At 70.2% G+C, this 24580-nt stretch carries 21 protein-coding genes and 2 pseudogenes; 5 read left to right on the forward strand and 18 right to left on the reverse strand.

Translation table 11 applies throughout. The annotated features are described in order from the left end of the window. The first annotated feature begins 36 nt into the window (after positions 1-36). Positions 37-531: a nuclear transport factor 2 family protein gene (locus A5712_RS06660; protein WP_068102753.1), complete on the forward strand. Its 495-nt coding sequence runs from the start codon at positions 37-39 to the stop codon at positions 529-531. On the opposite strand, the gene A5712_RS06665 is transcribed toward A5712_RS06660, so the two are convergent. After that, positions 521-1174 (reverse strand): L,D-transpeptidase, encoded by a 654-nt coding sequence (locus tag A5712_RS06665; RefSeq protein ID WP_068102756.1) that lies wholly within the window; start codon positions 1172-1174, stop codon positions 521-523. The two genes, A5712_RS06660 and A5712_RS06665, sit on opposite strands and share 11 nt — an antisense overlap. A 71-nt stretch (positions 1175-1245) precedes the next feature. Next, positions 1246-1869, reverse strand: a complete 624-nt coding sequence (locus A5712_RS06670; RefSeq protein ID WP_068102758.1) for a phosphatase PAP2 family protein — start codon at positions 1867-1869, stop codon at positions 1246-1248. A 35-nt stretch (positions 1870-1904) separates the two neighbouring features. Between A5712_RS06670 and A5712_RS06675 the strand changes: the two genes are divergently transcribed. After that, positions 1905-2387, forward strand: a complete 483-nt coding sequence (locus A5712_RS06675) for a hypothetical protein (RefSeq protein WP_068102760.1) — start codon at positions 1905-1907, stop codon at positions 2385-2387. Here the strand turns inward: A5712_RS06675 and A5712_RS06680 are convergent. Beyond that, on the reverse strand, positions 2371-2655 hold the full coding sequence (locus A5712_RS06680) for a hypothetical protein (RefSeq protein ID WP_068102762.1): 285 nt from the start codon (positions 2653-2655) through the stop codon (positions 2371-2373). The two genes, A5712_RS06675 and A5712_RS06680, sit on opposite strands and share 17 nt — an antisense overlap. Positions 2656-2686: 31 nt before the next feature. Between A5712_RS06680 and bluB the strand changes: the two genes are divergently transcribed. Then, positions 2687-3352, forward strand: coding sequence for a 5,6-dimethylbenzimidazole synthase (bluB, locus tag A5712_RS06685; protein WP_068102797.1), 666 nt, complete (start codon positions 2687-2689; stop codon positions 3350-3352). A 72-nt stretch (positions 3353-3424) separates the two neighbouring features. After that, a complete protein-coding gene (locus A5712_RS06690) occupies positions 3425-4789 on the forward strand; it encodes a sulfatase (protein ID WP_068102765.1) in 1365 nt (454 codons plus the stop codon). Here the strand turns inward: A5712_RS06690 and A5712_RS06695 are convergent, their stop codons facing one another. After that, positions 4790-5569: a trans-aconitate 2-methyltransferase gene (locus A5712_RS06695; protein WP_068102767.1), complete on the reverse strand. Its 780-nt coding sequence runs from the start codon at positions 5567-5569 to the stop codon at positions 4790-4792. It lies immediately after the preceding gene. Between the two features lie 102 nt (positions 5570-5671). Here A5712_RS06695 and A5712_RS06700 point away from each other — a divergent pair, with 102 nt between their 5' ends. After that, positions 5672-6865: a S9 family peptidase gene (locus A5712_RS06700; protein WP_068102799.1), complete on the forward strand. Its 1194-nt coding sequence runs from the start codon at positions 5672-5674 to the stop codon at positions 6863-6865. 84 nt (positions 6866-6949) lie between these two features. Here A5712_RS06700 and eccE read toward each other — a convergent pair whose 3' ends face one another. The 14 genes and pseudogenes from eccE to A5712_RS31240 form a co-directional block, all read right to left on the reverse strand. After that, positions 6950-7948 (reverse strand): type VII secretion protein EccE, encoded by a 999-nt coding sequence (gene eccE / locus A5712_RS06705; RefSeq protein ID WP_082973309.1) that lies wholly within the window; start codon positions 7946-7948, stop codon positions 6950-6952. Continuing rightward, positions 7944-9333, reverse strand: a pseudogene (mycP, locus tag A5712_RS06710) (type VII secretion-associated serine protease mycosin); the annotation flags it as partial. The gene eccE and the pseudogene mycP, both read right to left, overlap by 5 nt. Continuing rightward, positions 9330-10754: a type VII secretion integral membrane protein EccD gene (gene eccD, locus A5712_RS06715; RefSeq protein ID WP_068102772.1), complete on the reverse strand. Its 1425-nt coding sequence runs from the start codon at positions 10752-10754 to the stop codon at positions 9330-9332. The gene eccD and the pseudogene mycP, both read right to left, overlap by 4 nt. Next, positions 10751-11689 carry an ESX secretion-associated protein EspG gene (locus A5712_RS06720; protein WP_068102774.1) on the reverse strand — a complete coding sequence of 313 codons (939 nt, stop codon included), beginning with the start codon at positions 11687-11689 and terminating at the stop codon, positions 10751-10753. Before A5712_RS06720 ends, eccD begins: the two co-directional genes overlap by 4 nt. 10 nt (positions 11690-11699) lie before the next feature. Further along, a complete protein-coding gene (locus A5712_RS06725; protein WP_068102777.1) occupies positions 11700-11990 on the reverse strand; it encodes a WXG100 family type VII secretion target in 291 nt (96 codons plus the stop codon). A gap of 43 nt (positions 11991-12033) precedes the next feature. Further along, on the reverse strand, positions 12034-12327 hold the full coding sequence (gene esxG, locus A5712_RS06730; RefSeq protein ID WP_068102779.1) for a type VII secretion system protein EsxG: 294 nt from the start codon (positions 12325-12327) through the stop codon (positions 12034-12036). 51 nt (positions 12328-12378) lie between these two features. Further along, positions 12379-13836 (reverse strand): PPE family protein, encoded by a 1458-nt coding sequence (locus A5712_RS06735; RefSeq protein WP_068102781.1) that lies wholly within the window; start codon positions 13834-13836, stop codon positions 12379-12381. A 3-nt stretch (positions 13837-13839) separates the two neighbouring features. Beyond that, positions 13840-14148, reverse strand: a complete 309-nt coding sequence (locus A5712_RS06740; RefSeq protein WP_067158321.1) for a PE family protein — start codon at positions 14146-14148, stop codon at positions 13840-13842. Between the two features lie 2 nt (positions 14149-14150). After that, the gene (eccCa, locus tag A5712_RS06745) at positions 14151-18119 is read right to left on the reverse strand and encodes a type VII secretion protein EccCa (RefSeq protein WP_068102783.1); all 3969 of its coding nucleotides are present in this window, start codon (positions 18117-18119) and stop codon (positions 14151-14153) included. After that, the gene (gene eccB, locus A5712_RS06750) at positions 18116-19699 is read right to left on the reverse strand and encodes a type VII secretion protein EccB (protein WP_068102786.1); all 1584 of its coding nucleotides are present in this window, start codon (positions 19697-19699) and stop codon (positions 18116-18118) included. The genes eccCa and eccB overlap by 4 nt, the downstream gene beginning before the upstream one ends. Continuing rightward, positions 19696-21549, reverse strand: a complete 1854-nt coding sequence (gene eccA / locus A5712_RS06755; protein ID WP_068102788.1) for a type VII secretion AAA-ATPase EccA — start codon at positions 21547-21549, stop codon at positions 19696-19698. Before eccA ends, eccB begins: the two co-directional genes overlap by 4 nt. Before the next feature lie 170 nt (positions 21550-21719). After that, positions 21720-23231, reverse strand: a complete 1512-nt coding sequence (locus tag A5712_RS06760; protein ID WP_068102790.1) for a PPE family protein — start codon at positions 23229-23231, stop codon at positions 21720-21722. Positions 23232-23338: 107 nt separating this feature from the next. Beyond that, positions 23339-24241, reverse strand: a complete 903-nt coding sequence (locus tag A5712_RS06765) for a class I SAM-dependent methyltransferase (protein WP_068102792.1) — start codon at positions 24239-24241, stop codon at positions 23339-23341. 10 nt (positions 24242-24251) lie between these two features. Then, positions 24252-24580, reverse strand: a pseudogene (locus A5712_RS31240) (hypothetical protein); the annotation flags it as partial.

Genomic DNA, 24580 nt, shown 5'->3' on the forward strand with positions numbered 1-24580 from the left:
GGGACACTTAGGGCGACGTCGGCTCTCCCCATCACCGTGTGCTGCAATGTCGGGATGACCCCTCAAGAGTTCGCCGACATCGAAGCCATCAAGCAGGTGAAATACCGCTACCTGCGCGCGCTGGACACCAAGCATTGGGACGACTTCGCCGACACGCTGGCCGAGGACATCACGGCCGACTACGGCCCGTCGATCGGCAACGAGCTGCACTTCACCAACCGTGCCGACCTGGTGGAGTACATGCGCACCTCGCTCCCACTCAACGTCATCACCGAGCACCGGGTGACCCACCCCGACATCACCGTGGACGGCGACACCGCAACGGGCAGCTGGTATCTGCAGGACCGGGTCATCGTCGCCGACCTCAACTTCATGCTGATCGGCGCGGCCTTCTACCGCGACACCTACCGGCGCACCGACGCCGGCTGGAAGATCAGCGGAACCGGTTACGACAGGACCTACGACGCCACAATGTCGTTGGCGGGCTTGGACTTCAAGATCAAGCCCGGGCGCGCGCTGGCTACTTCGTAATCGCGATCACCGCGCCGGGCTTCAGCCAGCGGATGATCTGCACCAGCGTGGCGTCGTCGATCGCCACGCACCCCTCGGTGGGCCCGCCGTCAGTGGTGTGAAAGAAGAACGCGGCACCGCCGCCGGGGGTCTTGTTCTTGTTGACACCCATCACGACTGCGTGCTTGTACTGCGGGATCTGCAAATTCTCGCTGTCGGCCGTGTTGAACGGGCACTGCGCCTTCTGGCAGACCTGCATGCTGTTGAAGGTGGGGCTGTGGTCGTCGCCGCTCCACCAATGATTCGGCCCGACTTGCGTATAGGGAAGTCCCCCACCGGGATTGGGCGCCGTGCCGAAGGCGGAATCGAGGGTGTACACGCCCATCGGGGTGGCCGGCACCCCGCTGCGCGCCTGCGGCGCCATGCCCGCGGAGCCGACGTGGGTGGGGATACCGGTCACCAGCGCCTGCCAGCCCCCGGCGGTGCGTTGGTAGATATCCATTTTCGCGTTCGACCCGCCGGTGCTGACGACCGAAACCACCTGCGTGGCATTGCCGACGGAGTTCGCGAACCAGGGAGTGGCCGCACCGCTCACCGGCGCCAGCACCAACGCCGCGACCATCAGGCACACCGCAGCGCACAGCGAAGCGAGCAGTCGGCGCATGGATTCAATGGTCCGGCGACGCGAGCCCCGGGGTCAAGTAAAGCTTTAGACCCGGTTGTGTCACCACGGTGTTACCAACCGGGCCGAAACACCCACAGGCACAAGAGGAAATAGAGGTATCCGAGCGACCACCCGGCCAGCACGTCGGACGGGTAATGCACGTTCAGCGCGACCCGGGCAATCCCGACCAACAGCAGGCTCAGCGCCGTCAGCGCGATCGCAGCGCGCCCCGCCGCGCGGCCGAGCATCGGCAGCACGAACGCCAGCAGGGCGAGCAACGCCGACGTCGCCTCGAGCGCGTGCCCCGACGGAAACGACGACGACGGGGCCGCCACCAGCATGGTCGCCGGGCGCGGGCGGTTCACCAACGCCTTGGCCGCCGTCGTCACCAGGCCGCTCAGCGGCGCGCACGCCAGCAGCACCAGCGCCGCCCGCACCTCCCGCGGCACCAGCGCGACGACCGCGGCCACCGCTCCCAGCACCCGCAGCACCGGGCCCAGCACGAACGACACGACCTCCCAGAAGCGCACCCACGCCGGATGCTTGACCGCGACGTCGCGCGCGGCGTCGAGCATCGACCAATCGGCGCGAAGCAACCAACCCCAGTGCTGGCAGTAGCCCACCCACATCACCGCGTAGACCGCGACGGCCGCCACCGCGACCCACGCGGCCGGGGCGATCCGGGGGCGGGTCATGAGTCAACCGATACCAGGGCGGTCATACTGGCGTCATGGCGGTCTTCGTCCGCAGGTTGTTCGGCATCGGCAAGTTACCCGCCGATCTGCACGCCCAGGTCGAGGCGGAGGGCCTCATCTACCTCGCCGACTACGTCGCGGTGACCCGCCGGTTCAGCGGCATCATCCCCGGCGTCCGGCTGCCGCACAGCGTCGCCAGCTACGTCGGCTCGCTGGCCTTCACCTCGGAGCGGGTGCTGGCGACGTTGTCCATGCTGCCGAAGCTGGCCGGGCCGACCATCGACGCGCGCTGGGACGCGCCGCAGACCGGCGCGGCCAAGGTCGAGATCTCGTCAACCGGCGTGCAGGTCGACGTCGACGTCAGCGAGGTCGACCAGAACTTCAGCGGCCACCTGTCGTTGCACTACAAGGTGGCCCTGGCGGACGACGTGCTGGCCGGCCTGCCGCGACGGTCGCTGGCCTTCGACATGCCGCCCGAGTACGTCTTCCGGGCGGTCGGCGTCACCTATAGTCCGTGAACGTCATCTTCGGCCAGGGCGGCTGGCGCAGCACCGCCAGGCTGGCGATCACCGCCGCCAACAGGCCGGTGAGCACGCCGATCAACGCGATCCGGTTCTGATCGACCGCGGGCACCCAGGACGCCTCGCCCCCGTGCACGACGAACACGCCGAGCGGCTTGGCAACGGGGATCACGGTGGTCCCATCGGCGGTCTCGTACGGTTCGCCGTAGACGCGCCCGTCGGCGCCGTCGGCGGGCAATTGGTCCAGCACGTCGGAAAACTTCATGGACCACTACGCTAACCCGGTTTTCCCTACGATGGCTGGCGTGACCGATCAGGCGTTCAGCCCCGAGGAGCGGCGGGCCGTGTATCGGGTGATCTCCGAGCGACGCGACATGCGCCGGTTCTCACCGGGCGCCGCGGTGAGCGAGGAGGTGCTGGGGCGGTTGCTGCAGGCCGCGCACGCCGCGCCGAGCGTCGGGCTGATGCAGCCGTGGCGGTTCATCCGCATCACCGACGACGCGCTGCGGCGACGCATTCACGCGCTCGTCGACGAGGAACGCCCGCGCACCGCCGCCGCCCTGGGGGAGCGGTCCGAGGAATTCCTGGCGCTGAAGGTCGAGGGCATCCTCGAGTGCGCCGAGCTCTTCGTGGTGGCACTCGGCGACGACCGCGACCGGCACGTGTTCGGCCGCCGGACGCTGCCGCAGATGGACCTCGCGTCGGTGTCCTGTGCGATCCAGAACCTGTGGCTGGCCGCCCGCGCCGAAGGCCTTGGCGTGGGTTGGGTTTCCCTGTTCGACCCCCGACGGCTGGCGGAGCTGCTGGCCATGCCCGACGACGCCGAGCCGGTGGCCATCCTGTGTGTGGGACCGGTGCCCGAGTTCCCGGACCGGCCGGCGCTGGAGCTCGACGGGTGGGCATACGGGCGGCCGCTGCCGGAGTTCGTCTCCGAGAACCGCTGGGAATCGCGCCGATCGTAACGCCCGGCGACAACCTGGTGGCTGCGGTATCGTCGCGCGTCGAGGTGAGGCAATGACGGGCAAAGTCGCCACATGACAGCTAAAGAGAACGTGCTGATCGTGCACTGGCACGACCTGGGGCGATATCTCGGCGCCTACGGTCACCCGGATGTGTCCAGCCCGCGGCTGGACCGGTTTGCCGCCGAGGGCATCCTGTTCACCCGGGCCCACGCCACGGCGCCGCTGTGCTCGCCGTCGCGCGGGTCGCTGTTCACCGGGCGCTACCCGCAAAGCAACGGCCTGGTCGGCCTGGCCCACCACGGCTGGGAATACCGCAGCGGCGTACGGACCCTGCCACAGATATTGGCCGAGTCCGGTTGGTACTCGGCACTTTTCGGCATGCAACACGAGACGTCCTACCCGAAACGGCTCGGCTTCGACGAGTTCGACGTGTCCAACTCCTATTGCGACTACGTGGTGGAGCGCGCCCAGGAGTGGCTGGCGGACAGCGCCGAAAACCTCGCGGGCCAACCGTTCCTGTTGACCGCCGGGTTCTTCGAAACCCACCGGCCCTACCCGCGGGACCGCTACGAGCCGGCCGACGCCGCGGAGGTCGATACCCCGGACTTCCTGCCCGACACCCCCGAGGTCCGCGGCGACGTCGCCGACTTCTACGGCGCGATCGCCGCCGCCGACGCCGCCGTCGGCCGGTTGCTGGACACGCTGTCCCAGACGGGGCTGGACGCCAACACCTGGGTGGTGTTCTTCACCGATCACGGCCCGGCGTTCCCACGCGCGAAATCCACGCTGTACGACGCCGGAACCGGCATCGGAATGATCGTCCGTCCCCCGACGGGCCGCGCCGTGGCGCCGCGCGTGTACGACGAACTGTTCAGCGGTGTCGATTTCGTGCCGACGCTGCTGGAGCTGCTGGGGCTGCGCGTGCCGGCCGACGTCGAGGGCGTGTCACACGCCGGCGCGCTGCTCGCGCCGGAGCCGCAGGCCGAACCGGTCCGCGAGCAGGTGTACTCGATGAAGACCTATCACGACTCGTTCGACCCGATCCGCGCCATCCGCACCAAGGAATACAGCTACATCGAGAACTACGCGGCCCGCCCGCTGCTCGACCTGCCGCTGGACATCCAGGACAGCCCGTCGGGACACGCGGTCGCGCCGTTGATCGCCGGCCCGCGTCCGGAGCGCGAACTCTACGACCTGCGAACCGATCCCGCGGAGACGACGAACCTGCTGGCGACCGGCGACCCGGACGTCGACGCTGTGGCCGCGGATCTTGCTGTGCGGCTGCATGATTGGCGCCAGCGCACCGGCGACGTCATACCGTCGGAGTTCGCCGGCATGCGCATCGCGGTGCGCTACACCGAAACCTATCTGCGGATCCACCACATGAAGCCCACCAGCCGCTCGGCCATCGCCGTCGACCGCGGCATCGAGGAGTAGTTACGCGCGTTGCGCGCCGCCGACCTCGGCGACGATGAACACCCGGCGGAACGGGAAGATCGTCGTGCCGTCGGCCCGCGGCGGGTACGCGTCGTCCAGCAACGGGATGAGCTCCCGGCGGAACTGTTCCCAGCCCTCGTCGTCCAGCCGCTCGCGCACCGGGACCAGCGCCGTTCCGGTGATCCATTCCAGCACCGGGTTCTCCCCCGTCAGCTGGTGCAGGTAGGTGCTTTCCCAGACGTCGACCTTGCATCCGGCGTCCAGCAGCAGGTTCGTGTAGGTCATCGGCGGCTGGACCACCGCGCCGACGCGAAATGGTATGTCGCGCATGAGTTTTGCGTAGGGCTCGCGACGCGCCAGCGCTCGCACCGTGGCGTGGGAGGGGGTTTCGAAGTTGCCCGGGATCTGGACGCCGATCCACGAGCCCGGCGCCAGCTCGCCGGCCCACCGCACCAGCAGATCGGCGTGTTCGGGCACCCAGTGCAAGGCCGCGTTGCACACCACCACGTCGGTGTCGGGCTTGGGCTTCCAGTCTCGCAAGTCGCCGACGACGGCGTCGATCCCGCGTTCCTTGGCCGCGGCGACCATCTCCGGCGAGCTGTCCACCGCCTCGATCACCGCCTCGGGCCAGCGCCGCGCCAAATACTTCGTCAGGTGGCCGGGGCCACAGCCCAGGTCGACCACCCGGCGCGCCTGCTTGGCGCCGACGCGCGACAGCAGGTCGTAGAACGGGCGGCTGCGATGGTCAGCAAAGGCCAGGTAGACGTCGGGATCCCACATATCGGTCCTCCTGATCAACACCATCACGGCTCGAGCTGATAGGTAAACCGTATTACCGCATGCCGCCGCGGCAGCGACCGAGTGGGCGATAGCATCGCGTTTGTGACACCGCCCGACCCGGATCCGGTCATTCCCCCGGTTCCGGTACCGGATGTTCCCGGCGCCGACCTGCCCGCGGGCGCCGCGGGATTGCCGCCGCGCTCCGCGTTGTCGCCCCGTCAGCGAATGGTCGTCGAGGCGGCCGCCATCTCCGATCTCGCGCTGCGCACGGCGGTCGCGTCGGTGCTGACGACCACGGTCACGCCGGCGGTGCTCGCCAACTCGGTGCGCTCCGGCAGCGAACGCGACACCCTGCGCTTCTACGCCGAGCTCGGCGCCGAGCATGATCCGGCGAAGTCGTTTCCGGTGCCCACCGAGCCGCCCCGGGTGTCGTCGCGGCCGGCGAATCGGCTGGCGGAGTGGATCGCGCACGGGACCGTCGAGAACATCTCGTTCCCCAGCAGCTTCCGGGCGATCAACCCGGATATGCGCACCCGCTGGAGCGCGTTTGGATCCAACAACATCGTGCACGCGCAGCACTGGCGACATGCCGACGGGCCGCACCCGACGCTGTGCGTCATACACGGCTTCATGGGGTCGTCATACCTGGCCAACGGGCGCTTCTTCACGCTGCCGTGGTATTACCGCTCCGGCTACGACGTCCTGATGTACACCCTGCCGTTCCATGGCCCGCGGGCCGAAAGGTATTCGCCATTCAGCGGTTTCGGCTATTTCGCGGGCGGGCTCTGCGGTTTCGCCGAGGCGATGGCACAGGCCGTGCACGACTTTCGGTCCATCATCGACTACCTGCGGCACACCGGCGTCGAGCGCATCGCGCTGACCGGCATTTCGCTCGGCGGCTACACCGCCGCGCTGGTGGCGTCGGTGGACGACCGGTTGGAGGCGGTGATCCCCAACTGCCCCGTCGTGACGCCGGCGACGATGTTCGACGAATGGTTTCCCGCCAACAAGCTCATGGGCCTAGGCCTGCGGATGTCGAAGATCAGCCGTGACGAGCTGATCGCCGGGCTGTCCTATCACTCGCCGCTCAATTACCGGCCGCTGATCGATAAGGAGCGCCGGATGATCATCACCGGCCTGGGCGACCGGATGGCGCCGCCGGATCAGGCCGTCGCGCTCTGGGAGCACTGGAATCGCTGTGCGCTGCACTGGTTTCCCGGCAGCCACGTCCTGCATGTCAGCCAGCTGGACTACCTGCGCCGAATGACCCAGTTCCTGCGCGAGGTCATGTTCTGACGGTTCGACCCATCATTCCGCGCCGAAATCGACGGCAGCGTGTAGTTCACTCGCACTTCTTCACGCCACCGTAGATTTCGAGAACTAACGACTCGCGGCGACGATTTCCGTCACCGGCGCCCGGTGCGCGCCGGCCTCCGGCGTGGGGCAGACCAGTTCGGCCAGCAGGCCCGCCGGTTCCTCGGTGTGTCCGTCGAGCCGCCGCGTCGACAACAGCTCCAGCGCGGCCAGCGCCGGGAGATGATCCCCGCGTTGCGGGATCAGCCCGGCCAGCGGGGCCGCGGCCGCCGGGGGCGTGTCGGTCACAAACGCGCACGCGGCCGCGACGGTGGGATGGTTTGCGTCGCCGGCGACCTCAAGCGCGGTCCAGGTCTCGCGCGTCGGGTGCGTCCGGATCGCCTCCAGCGTTTCGGGCAGCCCGCCGTCGACGCGGACCCGGTATGCCGCAACGAAATCCGAGGCACCGCGTTGGACTCCCCGCCAGGTCTCGCGCGCGTTCGGCGCCAGCAGCCGCGGGGCGTCGTCGGGCGCCACGATGCCGGCGTCCCAGCCGATCTCGCGGAGGTGGTCGGCCAGTCGCCGGGCCGCCACCTGGGCCGTCTCGTGCAGCGGGATCCGCGACGACCGCGCCTGCAGCGCCGCCAGGTTGTCGGCCGCCGAGATCGTGATCGCGATCCAGGTCTGCAGCGCCGACGCGTCGGACGCGTTGCCGCGGTTGGTGATCCGGATTTTGTCGGCCCGGATGCCGTAGCGGTCCAGGTACCGGGCGAGCAGCGGCAGCGGCAACACGTCGGAGTCGCCGAGGGGCGGCCCGAGCCGCAGCAGCGCGGTCGCCGTTGTGGCAGAACCGGATTCGGGCACGGTCCCGCCGTTGCGGCGGATGATCGCAATCCGGCGGCGCAGGATCGTGGTGAAGTGCAACCCGCGCCACCCGCCGAACAGCAGGATCACCACGGCCGCGGCGATGCCGAGGACCCAGTAGTCGCGCGGCGATCGCCACGGGTACGCCAGCACCGCGGGCACCACGACCAGCAGCGCCAGCGTGATCCGGCCGGCGCCGGGGGTCGGTATCGAACGGCTCACGGGGTGCTCTCCTTCTTACGTACGATCGCGGTGATCGCGGCGACGGCCGCGACCACCAAAGCCAGCACGGCGCTTCCGACGAACGCCACGGTCCGCGGGGTGGTGTTCTCCGGCGCCGGTGCCGGCGGGGCGGCAACGGGTTTCGCCGCCGCCACACCGGGTTGGTTGCCGGCGGGCAGGTCCCACGTCAGCGCGGCCACCGGGTCCACGCTGCCGGCGCCGACGACGTTGGAGGGTGCCCGGGCGCCGTTGTGCGCGGTCGCGGTGATGCGGCGCACCACCTGTGTCGCGTTGAGTTGGGGATACTTGCTGCGCACCAGCGCCGCGACGCCCGACACGTAGCCCGCCGCGTAGCTGGTGCCGCTCAGCGCCACCAGCTGCTGGTGATCGTCGGGCAGGCCATTAGCCAGGCCCCCGCCGTCGCGGTTGCTGACCGACACGATGTTTTCGCCGGGCGCCGCGATGCCCACCCACGGGCCGGCCATGGTGAACTTCGACGGCTGTGCGTCCGGGGTCAGCGACGCCGCGGACAGCACGTAGGGCTGCCACCACGACGGCACCGAGACCGACTTCACGCCGGCCCAGTTGCGGGGGTCGTCCGGGCGGCCGAGGTCGGTGAGCGGGTTGGAGTCACAAGACATCCCGCCGCCGACCGATCCGGTCGCCCCGGTGTTGCCCGCGGCGGCCACGATCACCGCGTCCTTGTCCACCGCCGCGTACCGGATCGCCGCGCCCAGCGCGGCCTGGTCGACGGGACGGTCGGCGGGAAGGCAGGTGATCGCGGAGATGTTGATCACCCGGGCGCCGAGGTCGGCCGCGTGCACGATGGCCCGCGCCAGGGTCGCGATGTCGAGCGACGCCCGCGCCAGCATCGGATCGCCGCCCGGTGTGCGCGGCGAGAACTTGGCCGACGTCATCCTGATCGAGAGCACCCGCGCCGCGGGCGCCACGCCGGAGAACCCGTCGTCACCGGGTTGACCGGCGATGATGCCGGCGACCAGCGTGCCATGCCCGTCGCAGTCGGTCAGGCCGTCGGTCGTCTCGACGTAGTCGCCGCCCGGATCGACGTTGGGCAGGCGCGGGCCCGGCCGCACCCCGGTGTCGATGACCGCCACCAGTTGGCCGTCGCCGCGGGAAAACCGCCATGCCGCAGGCAGATTCAGCATCGCCTGGCTGGGCGTCGTCACCGCCGGATCGCTGCCGGGAATGACGCCGGAGGCCGCGCAGGGACCGCGCTGCTCCATCGGCTGCCCGGGACCCGGGGTCCCGTTGGGCGGTGCCACGCCCGGGTCGACCGTCGGCTGATCGATCGCCAACGCCGGCGGGCAGGCCCACATCACCGCCGCCAAAGCGGCTGTGACGCAGGCGAGTCCGGAACGGATCATCGATTGAGGACCCACGCGAACAGGCCGACCAGGTAAGCGAGGACCGGGATCAGCGACGCGTCGAGCCCGGCCGCGAGGAAACCCAGCAGCCGGCGCAGCGGCAGCGAATAGCTCTCCGGCGAGGCGATGCGCGGGTTCAAGGCCACCACCACCCACGCCGACGCCAACGCGATCAGCACCAGCGACGCAACCAGCGCGGCGGCGTAACGCCCCGTCGCGGTGTAGAGCACCAACAGCACACCGGCCGCGAGGTAAGGCTGGGCGAGCAGCCAGGCCTTGCAGGCGGCCGAATCCCAGACCCGGGCGCGCAGCACGGACGCGGCGGCGGTCGCTCCGACCGCATACCAGCCCAAGCCGCCCAACGACTCTGGGCGCAGCGCGATGGCCACCGAACCCAGGACACTGAGCAACACCGCGGCGGCGATGAATCCGTTCTGGTGCGCGTCACCGATCCGCACCCGCCGCGGCAGGTCCTCGAGCACGCGCAACGACGGCGCCGACGGGGTGGGGTCGCCGGGCGCCGGAATGACCGGCAGCGGGAAGCGCGCCCACAGGGCGGACAGCTGAGCGGCCTCGATGGTGACCAGCAGGGCCGCCACGATCAGCCCACAGCCGATGGTCAACATCGGGAAATGCCAGAGTGATTCGGCGCCGGCGGCCAGCACCACGGCGGCCCCCACCACCGCGGTCGCGGTGAAGAAACCGACGATCCGCTCGCGCTCCGGGCCGGGGACCAACAGGGCGATCAGCGACCACGCGGTGACGCCGGCCGCGGCCAGCATCAGTTGCGACGGCCCGAACTTGCCGGGAACCGCCAACGCCAGGGCGGCGGCGATGGGCACGAGGGCGGCGACCGACAGCGCCATTCCGGCGCGCGCGGAACGCACCGTGATCAGCAGGCCCGCCGCCGCGGTGAGGACGGCCATCACGCTGACCGCGACCAGTCCGGACAGTGCGCCGGTGGCCACCCGGTAGGTGACACCCAGGCCGGTCGCCAGGAAGGCCACGGCGATCGCCGCGGCCAGCGCGCCACGCTGGATATGCGTCGTACCCCAGGGCTTGAGGCGCGAGGTCGAGAAAATCATTGCGGCGTCGGCGATGTCCTCGACGATGCCCGGCGCCGCCGGGCCCGCGGGGACCGGCTGCAGCGCCAGCAGGTCACCGTCTACCACCCCGACCGTGTCCAGGCTGGCGTCGAGGCTGAACGGCGCGCCGCCGATCGGCGCCAGGCTCAGGTGGGCCGCCGCGAGGGTGTCCAAGCCGTCGTCCGCGTCGCCGTTCGACGCGGCCGGAGCCGCCAAACGCTTGACCGCGGGCAGGATTTCGCGCAGCGGCAACTCGGTGGGCAGGGCCATCTCCGTCAACCGGCTCTCCGCGAGGATGGCGACGCGGACGATCGGCATCACGGTGCCGGACGTCATTTGGCGGCCCTCAAAAGACGCTGCGGCCATTCCTGCGACATGGTTCTCTCTTCTCTATCTCGTTGCTGGTTGGTGTTCGGCAAAAAATCTCGGGACAGCCTCCGGCCGGGGAACCACTGGCCCTCCGGCAGCAGGGCGGTCAGGTGCTCGATCGCGACGGCGATCGCGAACGGGTTGCCGGGGGCGAACGTCGAGACCCATTCGCCGTCGAACGCTCGGGAGGGGCTGACCAGCACGCGACCGGCGGCGGTGTCGACGATGCTCATGCCGACCTCGGTGGTGGCGTGCTGCCCGTCGCGGCGGCAGCCGGCGACGACCTCGACGTAGCTGCGCGGACCGGAGAAGACCGCCTCCACCACCGGCCGTGCCGACGCCGGGATTCCCAGGTATTCAACGACTTCCGACAGCGGGGCGCCCGACCTCAGCCGCTCGTCGGCCCGGGCCCCGACGCGCATCGGCATGCTGAACTCGTCGAATCGCGCCGGCGGCCGCTGGGCGAGGCCGACGCCGAGGACCGGGACCAGCCCTCGCGCGTCGTCGATGTCCATCGCGGTGAACGTGACCAGTTGCGCGCTGCGTAACGCGACCACCGTTTTAGCGGTTGTACCGCTGCGCTGCGCGACCACGCCGCGCAGCAGCTCACTCGAGCCGGAGGCGTTGGCGGGTCCCACGTAGCGCAGGTCGAGCCACCGGTCCGGGAAGCAGACGGCCTTGATCCAGCCCGCGACGGCCGGATTTACGACTCCGTCTTGCGTCAACAGACCCATACCGGTCAGCTCGGCACGCTGCCGTTCGAAAAACTCGGCGCGTTCCGCGGTGTCGCGGTAGGGCGTGGTGATCGCCAGTACCCACGGGAAGGTGCCCGCCCCAATGGTTTCCGCGATGAACCACGCGTGATCGACCGTCAGCTCGACGGCATTCGGCGCTGCGCTCATTTGGCCTGGGTTAACCGCCCCACTTGGCGGCCTCGGCCGTGTCGCGGGCGTACATGGCCAGGGTGTTGGCCTCGTGGGTGCTGGCCATCGCCTGGTAGGCGCGCACCAACGACTCCATGGCCTGGTTCCACTGGGCCTGCCACACCTGGTAGGTCATGCCGGTGTCGCCCTGCCAGGCGTTGGACAGCGCGGCCTGCTCGCTGGCGATGTCGGCGCCCAGGCCCTGCAGGGTGCCGGCGTAGCCCGACATGTCCCCGGCGTGGCTCAGCATCGCCGGGTAGTTGTACATGATCTGTGACATCACAAGTCCTTTCGCGGTCTTAGATCTCGGATTAGATCTCGGATTAGATCGACGTGTAGCCGGAAGCGGCGGCGGCGTCGGCGGCCAAATAGGTGCCCGCGGCGTCGCCGAGGTTGGCCTGGGCGATGTCCAGCAGGGTGTTGACCCGCGCCGCGGCCTCCACGAAACGGGCGTGCGCGGCCTGGAACGCCGCCGAGGACTCGCCCTGGTGGAACGCTTGCGCCGACACCGCCTCCTGCTCGGCCTGGCTGATGGTGCTGCGCATCAGCGCCGCCTTGGCGGAAAACGCCGACTGCGAGGCCACCAGCTGTGGAATGTGAGCGTCCAACATACTCATGGTGATTGGTTTCCTTTCACTCTCTTCGGATTTCGGTTGCTCACTGTCTCGTTACGAACCGTCGTCTCCCCCTCTCCCCGATTCACCCGGGCCCTGCTGGTCCCAGGTGCCGGGCACCATCGGCACCCGCGGCCCGCCGCCGAACTCGTCGTTGGCCAGCTTCGTCAACCCGGCCGCCCCCACGGCCTGGTCTTTGTGCGCGGTGCCCGCGAATCCCAGCCTCCCGGCGCCGCTCCCGGACGCCACCGCCGACACCAGCTCTTCAGGCGCGTACTCGGGCGGAATGCCGATGTCGGACTCCATGTCCAGGAATTCGTCGCCGTATTCGCGCATCGCCGCCCGCCGGCGCCGCCGCGCCCGCGCCTCGGCCCGGATGGGGGCCGCCGCACCGGCCGCCGGGATGGTGGCCGCCGGCGCCTTGACCCGTCCGTGCGGACCGACGGTCGGCCCGGCCTCGCTGCCCGGGCCGCCGCCGAAACCGACCATGTAGGCGAAGGTTCCGGTGGTCGCGGCCGGGGCGGGCGCGGCGGGCGCCCCGGATGTGGCGGGCGCGGACGCGGGTGCGCCCGCGGGAGCCGCGACCGTCGTCGGGGCCACGCCGGCGACCGGCCACACCGCGGAAGCGGTTGACGCGAGAGCAGGCGCGGCGGCCACCCCCGCCGCAATCGGCGCCGCGATCGGGGCAAGCTCGCCCAGCGGCAGCGTGATCTGTCCCAGGCTCAGGCTCACCCCGAGGGTCAGCGCCATGAGCATGGGTCCGTAGGTGGCGATCGGTGAAATCACCTCATAGGCACCGAAGAAAATCAGCGGGGCGTAGGCCACCAGCGCCGCAGCGGGATTCGTGGCGAACGCGGTGATGATCTGTTGCAACGTCCCGACCGGGTTCTGCAGCAGCCCCGAGAATTGGCTGGCCCCTTGCTCGTAGAAGTTCACGACCGACGACACCGGGTCGCTCTGTGCCGCCCCGTTCTGGTTCACGATGTTGGGAGCCGGCGCGGTGCGCGGCGCCGAGGCCAACGCCCCGCCCGAGACGGCCTGGTAGGCGCCCATCGTGGTGGCGGCCTGCACCCACATGCGGAGGTAGTCGGCCTCGTTGAGAGCGATCGGGATCGTATTGATCCCAAAGAAATTGGTCGCCAGCAAGACCCCGTGAATGACGTGGTTGGCGGCCAGCTCCACCAGGGTCGGCATCGCCGCCAGCGCGCTCGTGTAGGCCGCCGCGGCGACCTCGTGCTGGGCCGCCACGCCCGCGCTGTCGGCGCTGGCCTGCTGCAGCCACGCCAGGTACGGGGCGTGCGCCGCCACGTACTGCTCGGCGCTCGGCCCCTGCCACGCACCCGCCTGTACCGCACCCAAAAGCCCGCTGAGTTCGGTCGCCGCCGAGGCGTATTCGGCGCTGAGCGCCGACCAGGCCCCGGCGGCCGCAAGCAGCGACCCCGGTCCCGGACCGGTGCTCAGCAACGCCGAATGCACTTCCGGCGGCGAAGCCATCCAAACGGGCGCGGTCATTTTCTAGCCGCCCGCCACCCCGTAGGTCGCGGCCGCCGCGGCGTCACCGGCGAGATAGCTTGCGCCCGATTCACCCACGCCCACGCCGGCGCGGCCCAACTCCTCGACACCTTGGGCGGCGATGGCGGCGTGCTCCTGCCCCTGGGCGCTGAATCCCGCGGCCGTCTGCAGCGACACCGGGTCCGCCGCCGGCGGCACCACCGCGGTAATCGCCGGGGCCGCCGCCGCGTGCGCGGCCGCCAGCCGCGCCGTCAGCGCCTCCACGGCCGCGCTGGTCGCGGCCAGCCCCTCGGGAACCACTCGCAACGTCATGACTAACTCCCCTTCTGTTGCGTATCACCAAACATGGCGGCCTCACCGACTAGCGGGTTGACCAACTGCACATACGTCGGAATGTCGCTGTCGCCCAACAGAACCGCGCGGCCGGCCGGCATCCGGCCAAACCGCTGGCCCCGGATCTTGCCGCTGTCTTGCGGGTTGCCGGACAGCATCAGCGTGGTCGCCTGCAGGTCGTTGAAGCGGCGCAGCAGCGGGCTGGTCATCAAGCCGTGGGCCGAGCCGGTGGCACGCGCCGTGACGATCACCCGCAACCCCAGATCGCCGGCCTGCGAAAGCTGCGCGATCAGCGGCGTCCACGGCCGCTGCCCGATGTATGGACCGCTCATCGCCGGCGTGTCCGGGATCTGGTCGACGTCGTCGATGATCAGGTAATGGGTGTGGCCACGATAGGTCCAGCGGGACAGCTCCGCGGGTGACAGACCGGCCGGGGGCCGCCGCGACTCGATGATGTTGGCCAGACCCAGCATCGCGGGGGCGACCCGGTCGATGTTGGCCGTGTATTCGTTGTCCGGGAACAACGGCTCGTCGACCAGGTGCAACCGCCGATCCAGCACCGTGAACGCCACCTGGTCGGCGGTGGAGTGCTCGCGGATGGTGCGGATGACGTGGCGCAGCAGCGTGGTCTTTCCGGACCTGCTGTCGCCGAACACCATCAGCAGTGGGTTCTCGGCGAAGTCGAGGACGACGGGAGCGAGGTCCTCTTCGCGCTGACCGATGACCACCTTCTCGGCGCCGCGGTAGAGCGGTCCCAGCGCGTCGGGCGCGAGGTTGGTGGGCAGCAGCCGGACCGGCGGCGCGGAGACCCCGGGGTAGCGGGCGTTGATGGCGCCGATCTGGTCCAGCTGGGGAGCCGCGAACAGGAAATGCTCTGCGGCCATGGTCAATCCGCGGCCCGGCTGGTCGTGCGGGACGGCGTCGGCCGGGCGGCGCAGCGCGCCGACCACCCGCACGTTGCTGTCCCGCGCGTCGTGCAACTTCAGCTCGAGCCGCAGCCCGAGGCCGTCGCGCATCGCCAGCGGCACCTCCAGCCAGCTCGGCGTGGTGATCACCACGTGGATGCCGTAGGCGAGGCCGACGTTCACCAGTTCGGTTACCTTGGCCAGCAAGGGATTACGCGTGTTGAACTGGTCGGTGTTGTCCCGGCCGAAGGCATACAGATTGTCGATGACCAGGAACACTTCGCCGTAACCGTCGTCGGGGGCGGAGCCGTCCTTCTCCCGGAACGCCTCGCGCTGCTGGCGGGACAGCAGCAGCTGCTCCAGCTCGCCGAAGGTGCGGCGGATGCGTTCGGGTTCCAGCGCCGACGCGACGCTGCCGACGTGGGCCAGTCCGTCCAGCGCCCGCAGCTGTCCGCCGCCGTAGTCCAGGCAGTAGAACGTGACCTCGCGGGGCGAGTGCAGGTTGGCCGCCGACAGGATGAACGTCTGCAGCGCGGTCGATTTCCCGGACTTCGGGCCGCCGTGGATCACCATGTTCCCGGCCGAGGAGGCGGCGTCGAACACCAGCGGGTCGCGGCGCATCTCGAACGGCTTGTCGATCTCGCCGAGCGGCCACCGCCATTGCCCGTGCGGCACGCCGGCGCGGGCCAGCACCTCGGTCAGCGGGATCGGTTCGTCCAGCGGCGGCAGCCACAGCTGCGGCGCCCGCGGGCCGTAGCCCGCCAGTTGTTCGCCGATGGTCGCGATCAGCTTGCGTGGGGGGCCGGCGTATTCCTCGTCCTCGGCGGTGGATATCACGGTGCCGTGATCGGGCTCCACCATCCCGGCCGGGAACAGCTTGGGCTCGGGATCCGACTGCACCACAAGGGTCTTGGCCTTCTGCGGCGGCTCGTAGATGCCGTCGACGTAGGTGCTGCGGAACTTGATCGGGGCGGCGCCGGGGGCGGGCACCAGGAAGCCCTCGCCCTTGTGCTCCTTGCCGGACTCGATGTGATAGGCGTCCTCGACGCCGATGATCTGCCGGGACACGCTGGGGCTGGCCACCTTCAACCCGATGCGGTAGGAGGTGTTCTTGTCGATGTCCTTGATCTTGCCCACGTCCAGCGTCTGGGACGCGAACAGGATGTGGATGCGGAACGAGCGGCCCTTGCGGGCCACGTAGTCGAACAGCTCCGCGTACTCCGGGTGGTCGGCCAGCATCAGGGTGAACTCGTCGGCGACAACGAAAAGCGTTGGCAGCGGGGGTAAGTCGTGGCCGGCCGCGATGGCGTTTTCGTACTCGGTCACCGAGTTGAACGCGCTGCCCTGAACCCGCCGCCCGGCCTCGCGCAGCAGCGTCTCGCGGCGCGCCACCTCGCCGCGCAGGGTGTCGGCGAACCGGTCGGCCAGCGACTTCTTCTCGGCCATGTTCGAGATCACTGCAACGACCTGCGGGAAGTTCCGGAAGCTGTCGGCTCCGGCCTCGCCCTTGAAGTCGGCGTAGATGACGATCAGCCGGTCGGCCGAGTGGGTTGTCAACAGCGACAACAGGATCGACATCAGGGTCTGCGACTTCCCGGAGCCGGTCATACCGATCATCAGGCCATGCGGGCCCATTCCACCCTCGGCCTCGTCCTTGAGGTCGAACATCAGCGGCTCGCCGGTCGCGGTGACGCCGATCGGAACGCGCAATTCGTCGTCGCGGCGGCGCGGTGCCCATAGCGTCGCCACGTCCAGCTGCGACGCGTCCGGGATGCCCAGCAGCGTGGTGAAGGTCGCGCCGCGGGTGGCGGCGGAGCGCAATCCGGCGTGCGTCGGGTTGGAGTCCCACCGCGACAGCTGACGGGCCAGGTGCGCGGCCTCGGCGGCGCCGAGTCGATCGGCGTTGTCGATGTACGGTTGCCAGCCGCCGGTCTGCCAGCGCTCGATAGCGCCGCGCGTGACCCGCAGGATCGGCTTTTCGGGATCGGAATACTGCTCGCGGTGCGGTTGCGTGGCCGAATAGTGCACGACGGTGACGCCCGCCCGGCCCGGCGCCAGCGTCGAGGTGTTCAGGTCGTAGTCGGGGTCGTCGACGACGATCAGCAAGTGCCGCAGCGCATCCGCGGGCTCACCCGTGAACGCGGGCCGGTCGGCGAGCGCGGGCCCCAACGTCGCGACGAGCTCGTCGGCGTCCGTCGACAGGAAGCGGGCCGGGCCGACGCCGTCGAGCTCGCCGGGAATGTCGACGTGCGGCAACCACTTCAGCCAGGACCAGTCCGGGCCCTCCAGGTCGCGGGCGGCCAGCGCGACGCCGAGCACGGTCGGGTCGTGCCACGTCACGGCCTGAGCGATCCAGGCGCGCAACGCCGCCCGCGCTTCGTCCACTTCACCGAGGACGGTGATCCGCGAGACCTTCGTCAAGTCGATACCGGTCGGCACGTCGCGCACGGTGCGCTGGGTGTCCAGCAGGCTGCGTAATGCGCTGTGCGACACCGGTTCCAGGTCGATCTCGTCGGCGGTGTCGTTGACGCGCAGCGCGGTGTCCAGGGGCACCTGGTGACGCCCGGCCCGCAGCACCAGAAAGTCGGGGTCGTGCGGGTCGCGCTCCCACTGGCGGCGCGACCCGGGCACCGCCGCGAGGCCGGCCGGGTCCGGGTGGGACCACTCGGCGGCGGCCCGCTGCTGGGCGGCCTGCGTCCGGATGTTGTCCCGGACCACCGACAGGTAGCGCAGGTAGTCGGCCCGTTCGGCGTCGACCTCCTCGGTGCGCGTCTTGTTGTCGTTGCCGCGATACAGCGCGGTCGCCGCGAGCAGCAGCACGAACGGGAAGAACAGCGTCTGCGGGGAGATCACCCGCATCCCGGTGGCAACGAGCGCCACCACCATGCCCACGATCAGGAGCACCAGTACATAGGGCATCGCGCGACGCAGGAACGACGGCGGAATGACGCGGGGCAGCTCCGGGGGCGCCTCGATGGTGATGGTGCCCTTGCGGGTGGCGGGCGGCGCCAGCCGCCGGCGCGCCTCGAAGATCAGTCGGCTCATCGGCCCTCCCCCTCCGCCGAAACCGGGCGCCCGGGCTTGGCGTCGGGCGCCAGGCCGTCGTGGGCCAGCAGCGCGTCGGCGCGCGACAGCGTCGGACCCGGCGCGAACAGTGACAGGACCGACCACGGCACGGGGACCGCGGGCGGGTTCAGGCCCAGGGCCTCAACGGTTTTGCTGCGGACGGCGCCGTCACCGGTTTCCGTGTCGATGCCATAGCGCACTCCGGTGTCGGAGACCCAGAACAGCGATCCGGCGGCCGGGGCGGCCGGCCCGCCGCCCACCGTCTGTGTGAAGTAGCCGGTGCCCGGCGCCAGGGCGACGCGGGCAGCGACGCCCGGGGCGCCACCACCGACCAGGTCGACGGTGCGTATCCCCTCGGACACCGGCAGCACCGAGCCGGAGAGCAGGCCGAGCGAGCTGGTTGCCGCCCCGACCGGCTTGCTCCAGTGGGCGCAGGTGACGGGATCCTTGGCCGCGTCGATCAGGGCGATCTGCTGGTCGGGGTAGCGGGTCGTGTCGAGCATCCGCGATACCGGCAGCTTGGACACCTGGTCGGCGCCGAGCCGCGGGGGTTGGTCCAGGCCATAGGAATTGGAATTGCGCAGGATCGCGGCCAGCACGGGCGAAACCTGCTGCAGGCCGTCGGGCAACACCGCGTAGTAGCGCTGGTTCTGCTCCAGCCCGTAGGAGACGATTACGCCGCCGATCGGGGCCGGCACCGAAAAGCCCGCGGGTGCACCGGCATTCGGGATCGACGGCGGCGCGAGGGCGGGCGATTCGGGGATCGCGTTGAACAACCCCTGTGCGATCGGCCGCGCCGCGGGCACCTCGACACCGAGGCCCAGCGCGTTGGTCACCGCGTGGTTGGCCAGGTCGATCTGGCTGCGCTTGCCGTCCCAGAGGAGCCAGGTGCCAGTGCCGTTATCGACCAGGATGCCTTGATTGGCGTGGATCGCGCCGGCCCGCGCGCCGTCGCCGTCGGGGCGACCGGCGACCACCGTGACACCCGTGCTGTGGGCGCCGTGCGACGTTCCGCTCACCGCGTCGCACACCGTCCAGTCGGCGTCGCGCGAGGCGCTCTGCACCATTCGCTCCGGCGCGCCCGGAATGCCGATCAGGTTACCACGCGGAAACCGGTCCAGCTCAGAGCTTTTCACGGTGGTCGGGTTGACCGGCTTGCCGACGATCAGCCGGGCCGAGGTCAGGTTGAGCACCGGGTGCAGATCCTCGCCGACCCGCACGTACAGCGCGGCGGTCGACCGGTCGGCAAGCACCGCGTTGTTACCCGCCGAGCCGCTCGGCCGGATCAGCGAGAACACGAAGCAGCCCGCCAGCCCGGTGATGAGGATGAGCGCACCCATCAGCACCGCGCGCGACTGGGTGCGCAGGGGGTCGACGAGCATCCTGGTGTCGTGCAGGGCGATGCCGGAGGCGATCCGACGCATCACGAAACGCCAGCCGGTCACCTGGTGGCGCGTGACGAAGCCGCGCCGGTATTCGACCCTGTCGGGATTCTCGTTGACCGGGGTTCGTGAGGTGAACGAACGCCGGTCTCCTTCCGGCACATGGTTATTGGTCATGCCGGCACCGACAGCCCGAGGCCGCGCAGCAGCGGCTCCACCGACTTCTCGACGTCCTGGTCGGTGATCGTCATCAGCTCCTCGTCACTGAATTCCCCGGTTCCGGCGTGCTCCGAATGATCGAGGCGGAATTCGCGTTCCTCCTCGGAGCGCTCGACGATGTTGCGGACGAACCGGCCGTTGCCCGCGATGTCGAGGTTGCGCCGCGAGATTCCGTTGGCGTCGGGCGTCGACTCGCTGGCCAGCTTCGAGAACAGGGCCTCCATGTGCTCGAGTGCGGCGGGCTCGAAGACGCTGTCGCGCTGCTCGGCCATCTTGTGCGCGATCTCCACCAGCTCACCCGGCGTGTAGGAGGGAAAGTCGATGTTGCGGGTGAACCGGGACCGCAGGCCCTCGTTGGTGTCGAGGAACTTGTCCAGATCGGCCCGGTAGCCGGCGATGATGACCACCAGCCGGTCGCGGTCGTTTTCCATGCGCGCCAACAGGGTATCGATGGCCACCAGCCCGAAGTCGTTCTTGGCGCCGGTGGCGACCAGGGCGTATGCCTCATCGAGGAAGAGCACCCCGTCCAGCGCGCTGTCGATGATCGCGTTCGTCTTGGCCTCGGTCTCGCCGATGTGCTGACCGATGAGGTCGGCGCGATGCACCTCCCTGATGTTCTCCCGCTTCAAAAGGCCCAGGCCGCAATAGATCTTGGCGACGACACGGGCAATGGTGGTCTTACCGGTCCCGGGCGGCCCGGCGAAGACCAGGTGGTGGGTGCGCTGCGCCACGGCGAGCCCACGCTGCTTACGCACCAGCTCCATGGCCACCGAGCTCTTCAGCCGGGACACCTGGTTCTTGACCTCGTCGAGCCCGATGAACTCGGCGAGCTGGCGTTCGGCCTCGTGCAGCAACGCGGCCTTGCGCTCGTGGGCGGCCGGGTCGACGAAGTCGTCGGCGCTCGGCTCGGTGGCGGGATCCCAGGGATCGGTGCGGGCCTCGATGCGGGCCGCCGTGGTGGTCACGATCCCAAAGCTGGTGTCGGACAGGGCCTGTTCGATCTGCTCGTTGGCGGGGTGGGCCGCATACAGGTCGTGCAGCACGTCGCTCGCCGACTCCTCGTCGACGTGCGCCCGCAGCACCAACGCCTTGGCCAGCGCGCCGTCCACCGCCGCGACGGCGACGGGCCCGTCGGGTTCCTCGAGGTAGGACAGCGCGGGCGCGAACATGCCCAGGCGCGCCAGCGCGGTACCCAGCGTGACCTTCGCCGCGTGCGAGAAGGTCTCGTCGAGGTCGGCGTCATTGACGATCGGGGTGAGCAGCTTGACGACGTCCGACCAGCGCTCGGCGTGGTAGTTGATGACCACGGCCACCCAGCGGGCCTCGCGCCAGCTCGGGCGGCGTTCGATGAGGCCGGTGACGATCCGGTCCGCGTCGGCAAACCGCCCGTCGGTTGCCAGCGCCGCCGCGTAGGCGAGGTGGAAATCGTCGGGTGTGGCTGCGCGGAACTGGAGGTACAGCCCGGTCTCGTAGCGGAAGCCCAGGGCGCCGGGCGCCAGTTCCACGTGGCGCTGCAACGTGCCGGCCGTGGCCGCGGTGCGTGAGACGGCCTCCAGCACGCGCAGGGAGACGTCGCCGGCGGCGGCGAGCCCGATCCAGGCGTCACATTGGTCGTGGGCGATGCGCGTGAGCGCGGTGAAGCCGGAGCGGGCCGCGGCCAGGTCAGCCGGGCGCTGGCGCTCATACACCGAGATCCCCAGGGCGCGACAACATGTCGCGAACCGGCTGACGATATCGGCGTCGACCCTGCCGTCTGGACGAGAACGCGTAGGCCGCGCTGCGAGCACGCCGGCGTCACCGCGTTCCACGGCTGTTACTTCCCATCTATGTAGCTTCCCCTAACCTAACCTGCCTGAAGTTAGCATTGCCTAAGCTTGTTGTCGAGGCGCCCCCAGCTCACCCGAGTTGCGCCACCGCCTCCGCCTTCGCGCCCGCTGACCAGGACATTCCGCAGCAGGACGACCTCGACCAGCTGAGCTTACTGAAAATCGTTTTCATTATCAAAAGCATCCGGTGGCCAAGTTTGCGGCATCATCGGCACCGACGGGCCGCCGCCGAACTCGTCGCCGGCCAGCGTGGCCAGGCCCGCCGCCGACGCCGTCTGGGTGCGCGCGGTTCCGGCGAAGCCCAATGGCCCCGCGCCGACGTCGGACGCGGCGGTCGCGGCCGTGTCGAAACCCGGTTCGTCGTCCGTCTCCCACTCCGGATCCACGTACTCGTACCGGTAGCCGCGGTGGTGGTCGTGCGTCGCCGCCCGCCGCCGCCGGCGCGCCCGTTCCTGTTCGCGCGCCGACGTCCCGGCGACGGCCGCGGCCGCCGCGCTATCGGGCTCGGGTGTTTTTCGCTGAGCGCCGGTGCCCATGCCGGTGCCGGTCCCGATGGTCGGCCCGCCCACCAGGTAGGGGAAGGGGCCTCCGGCAACGCCCGCGGGGGGCGGCGGCGGGACCCCGCCCGCCACCGACGCCGGTGCCGGCGCGGGAGCCGGCGCCGTGGCCGGAGCCGGACCGGGAGCGGGGGCGGACGCGACGCTGACGAGAGGCGAGCCGGCGACCGCGGGTACGGCGGGCGCCTCGGGCAGCGGCGCGATCGCCGCCGGGGCCACGGCCGGCTGAATCCCGGCCAGCCCACTCAGCCCCGCGAAACCGGCCCCGAATCCGGGGGTTACGAGCGTTGACGCGAGCGCGAGCGGCAGGATCGTCTGCAATTCGGGAAACGTGTCGAAGACCTCGCCCACATGCGTGGCCTCGTCCGCAACCAACAGCGGGATGTCGTTCTCGATCTGCGATATCGACTGCGCGGGGTTCTCGGGGAATTCCTCGAGGTCTCTGCCCAGGGTTTGGAAGATCTCGAGGAACCGGTTTTCCCACCAGCTCAGCTGCGTCGGGTCGCCGGCGTCGTTGTCGATGATGTCTCCGCTGTCGCCGGTGTCGCTGCCGTCGCTGTTGTCATCGGCCTGCAGGATCTGCGGCGCGGCATCGGTCTGCGGCGCCGATGCCACCGCCGTGCCGGCGACGGTCTGATAGGTGGCCATGGTGGTGGCCGCCTGGATCCACATCCGGACGTAGTCGGCCTCGTTCAGCGCGATGGGAATCGTGTTGATGCCGAAGAAGTTCGTCGCCAACAGCACCGCGTGAATCGCGTGGTTGGCGGCCAGCTCCACCAAGGTGGGCATCGCGGCCAGCGCGGCGGTGTAGGCGGCGGCCGCGGTCTCGTGCTGGGCGGCCGCCGACGCGCTGTTGCCGCTGGCCCGCATCAGCCAGGCCAGGTAAGGCACGTGCGCGGCCGCATATTGCGCCGCGGTGGGCCCCTCCCACGCCCCGGCCTCGACCGCGGCCAGGATGGACGCCAGTTCGTCGGCGACGGACGCGTACGTCGCGCTCAGCGAGCTCCATCCCGCAGCGGCGGCCAGCAGCCCGCCTGGTCCCGGACCGCTGCTCAGCTGCGCCGAATGGATCTCCGGGGGCGACGCCATCCACACGGGCGCGGTCATAGCGACGACTCCTTAACGATCCGGGCTGGACTTGACGGCCGCCTGGGCAGTGGGGCGGCGTCACGAGCCCGTAGGAGTAGTCGCTAGTTGGAGCGGGAAAGTTCCCGTCAGTCCTTGACGGCGCTCACCAGGGTGTTGCGGGCGATCATCGGCCCGGCTTCGGTGTCCGGGCCGGGCACCGGGCGCCCGACCTGTCGCAGGTAATCGGCGAGCGGGGTGCCGACGGCCGTCCATCCGCGCCCGCCGAACCACTCGGCGGCCGGCGCGTGCTGCTCGTTGTAGACCAACTGGAAGAACAGGCGCCGGTCGCCGTCGGCGGCGGCGCGCTCCTCCTCCACCGCGGCCTCGAACTCGTCGGGCGCGAGCGGCGCGCCGTCTTCGATCGCGACGTGGCTGCCGTGGCCGGCCAGGCCGTCGATGCCGGTGAACAGCTGCTCCTGCGCGCTGGCCGGCAGATAGATCAGCAGGCCCTCGGCGATCCAGGCGGACGGCTTGGCCGCGTCAAAGCCGCTGTCCCGCAAGGCCTGCGGCCAGTCGTCCCGGAGGTCGACGGCGATCTCGCGACGGTCGGCGCGCGGTTGGGCGCGGTGCTCGGTGAGCACCTCGCGCTTGAAGTCCAGGACCTGCGGGCGGTCCAGCTCGAAGATCGTCGTGGCGCCCGGCCAGTCCAGCCGGTAGGCGCGGGAATCGAGCCCGGCAGCCAGGATGACGACCTGCCGCACGCCCGCCTCGGCGGCCCGGCGGAAGTATTCGTCGAAGTACCGGGTGCGGGCGCCCTGGAAGTTGACGAAATGCACGCCGAATTCCTCGGACTTCAGCGGGTGGTCGGGGTCCTTGCCGTCGAGCACGTCGGCCGCGGGACCGCCGACGGCACGGCAGAACAACTCCGCGTACGGGTCGACGGCCAGTGGGTCGGGCTTCTGCGCCTCCAGCGCTCGGGCGGTCGCTACGAACAGCGCCGTCGAACCGACACTCGTTGTGATGTCCCAGGTATCACCTTCGCTACGCACTCAACCGACATTACGCCGACGGTTTCTGGCGGCCCGCCGTCGCGGCCGCGTCCGGGTCCCAGGTGCCCGGCAACATCGGCGCCCTTGGGCCGCCACCCAATTCGCTGCCACCCAGCGTGGTTAAGCCGGCCGCCTCGGCGACCGCCTCCCGCGGTGCGGTCCCGGCAAACCCCAGCGCGCCGCCGCCCTGTTCGGACGCCGTCGTCGACGGCGGCTCGTCCCAGTCCGGGTCGACGTCGACGTTCATATCGAGAAATTCGTCGCCGTGGTCGTGCCGCTTGGCGCGCCGGCGCCGCCGCGCTCGCGCCGCCTCCCGCGCGGCCGCCGCTGCCGCCGCGG

It is taken from the genome of Mycobacterium sp. E2327 (genome assembly GCF_001672675.1).
Taxonomy (GTDB): Bacteria; Actinomycetota; Actinomycetes; order Mycobacteriales; family Mycobacteriaceae; genus Mycobacterium.

Bases quoted from the DNA above. Each gene is read 5' to 3' on its own strand.
- A5712_RS06665 (WP_068102756.1), bottom strand. From the start codon at position 1,174: ATGCGCCGACTGCTCGCTTCGCTGTGCGCTGCGGTGTGCCTGATGGTC.
- A5712_RS06670 (WP_068102758.1), bottom strand. From the start codon at position 1,869: ATGACCCGCCCCCGGATCGCCCCGGCCGCGTGGGTCGCGGTGGCGGCC.
- A5712_RS06675 (WP_068102760.1), top strand. From the start codon at position 1,905: ATGGCGGTCTTCGTCCGCAGGTTGTTCGGCATCGGCAAGTTACCCGCC.
- A5712_RS06680 (WP_068102762.1), bottom strand. From the start codon at position 2,655: ATGAAGTTTTCCGACGTGCTGGACCAATTGCCCGCCGACGGCGCCGAC.
- bluB (WP_068102797.1), top strand. From the start codon at position 2,687: ATGGCTGGCGTGACCGATCAGGCGTTCAGCCCCGAGGAGCGGCGGGCC.
- A5712_RS06690 (WP_068102765.1), top strand. From the start codon at position 3,425: ATGACAGCTAAAGAGAACGTGCTGATCGTGCACTGGCACGACCTGGGG.
- A5712_RS06695 (WP_068102767.1), bottom strand. From the start codon at position 5,569: ATGTGGGATCCCGACGTCTACCTGGCCTTTGCTGACCATCGCAGCCGC.
- eccD (WP_068102772.1), bottom strand. From the start codon at position 10,754: ATGACGTCCGGCACCGTGATGCCGATCGTCCGCGTCGCCATCCTCGCG.
- A5712_RS06720 (WP_068102774.1), bottom strand. From the start codon at position 11,689: ATGAGCGCAGCGCCGAATGCCGTCGAGCTGACGGTCGATCACGCGTGG.
- A5712_RS06725 (WP_068102777.1), bottom strand. From the start codon at position 11,990: ATGTCACAGATCATGTACAACTACCCGGCGATGCTGAGCCACGCCGGG.
- esxG (WP_068102779.1), bottom strand. From the start codon at position 12,327: ATGAGTATGTTGGACGCTCACATTCCACAGCTGGTGGCCTCGCAGTCG.
- A5712_RS06735 (WP_068102781.1), bottom strand. From the start codon at position 13,836: ATGACCGCGCCCGTTTGGATGGCTTCGCCGCCGGAAGTGCATTCGGCG.
- A5712_RS06740 (WP_067158321.1), bottom strand. From the start codon at position 14,148: ATGACGTTGCGAGTGGTTCCCGAGGGGCTGGCCGCGACCAGCGCGGCC.
- eccCa (WP_068102783.1), bottom strand. From the start codon at position 18,119: ATGAGCCGACTGATCTTCGAGGCGCGCCGGCGGCTGGCGCCGCCCGCC.
- eccB (WP_068102786.1), bottom strand. From the start codon at position 19,699: ATGACCAATAACCATGTGCCGGAAGGAGACCGGCGTTCGTTCACCTCA.
- A5712_RS06760 (WP_068102790.1), bottom strand. From the start codon at position 23,231: ATGACCGCGCCCGTGTGGATGGCGTCGCCCCCGGAGATCCATTCGGCG.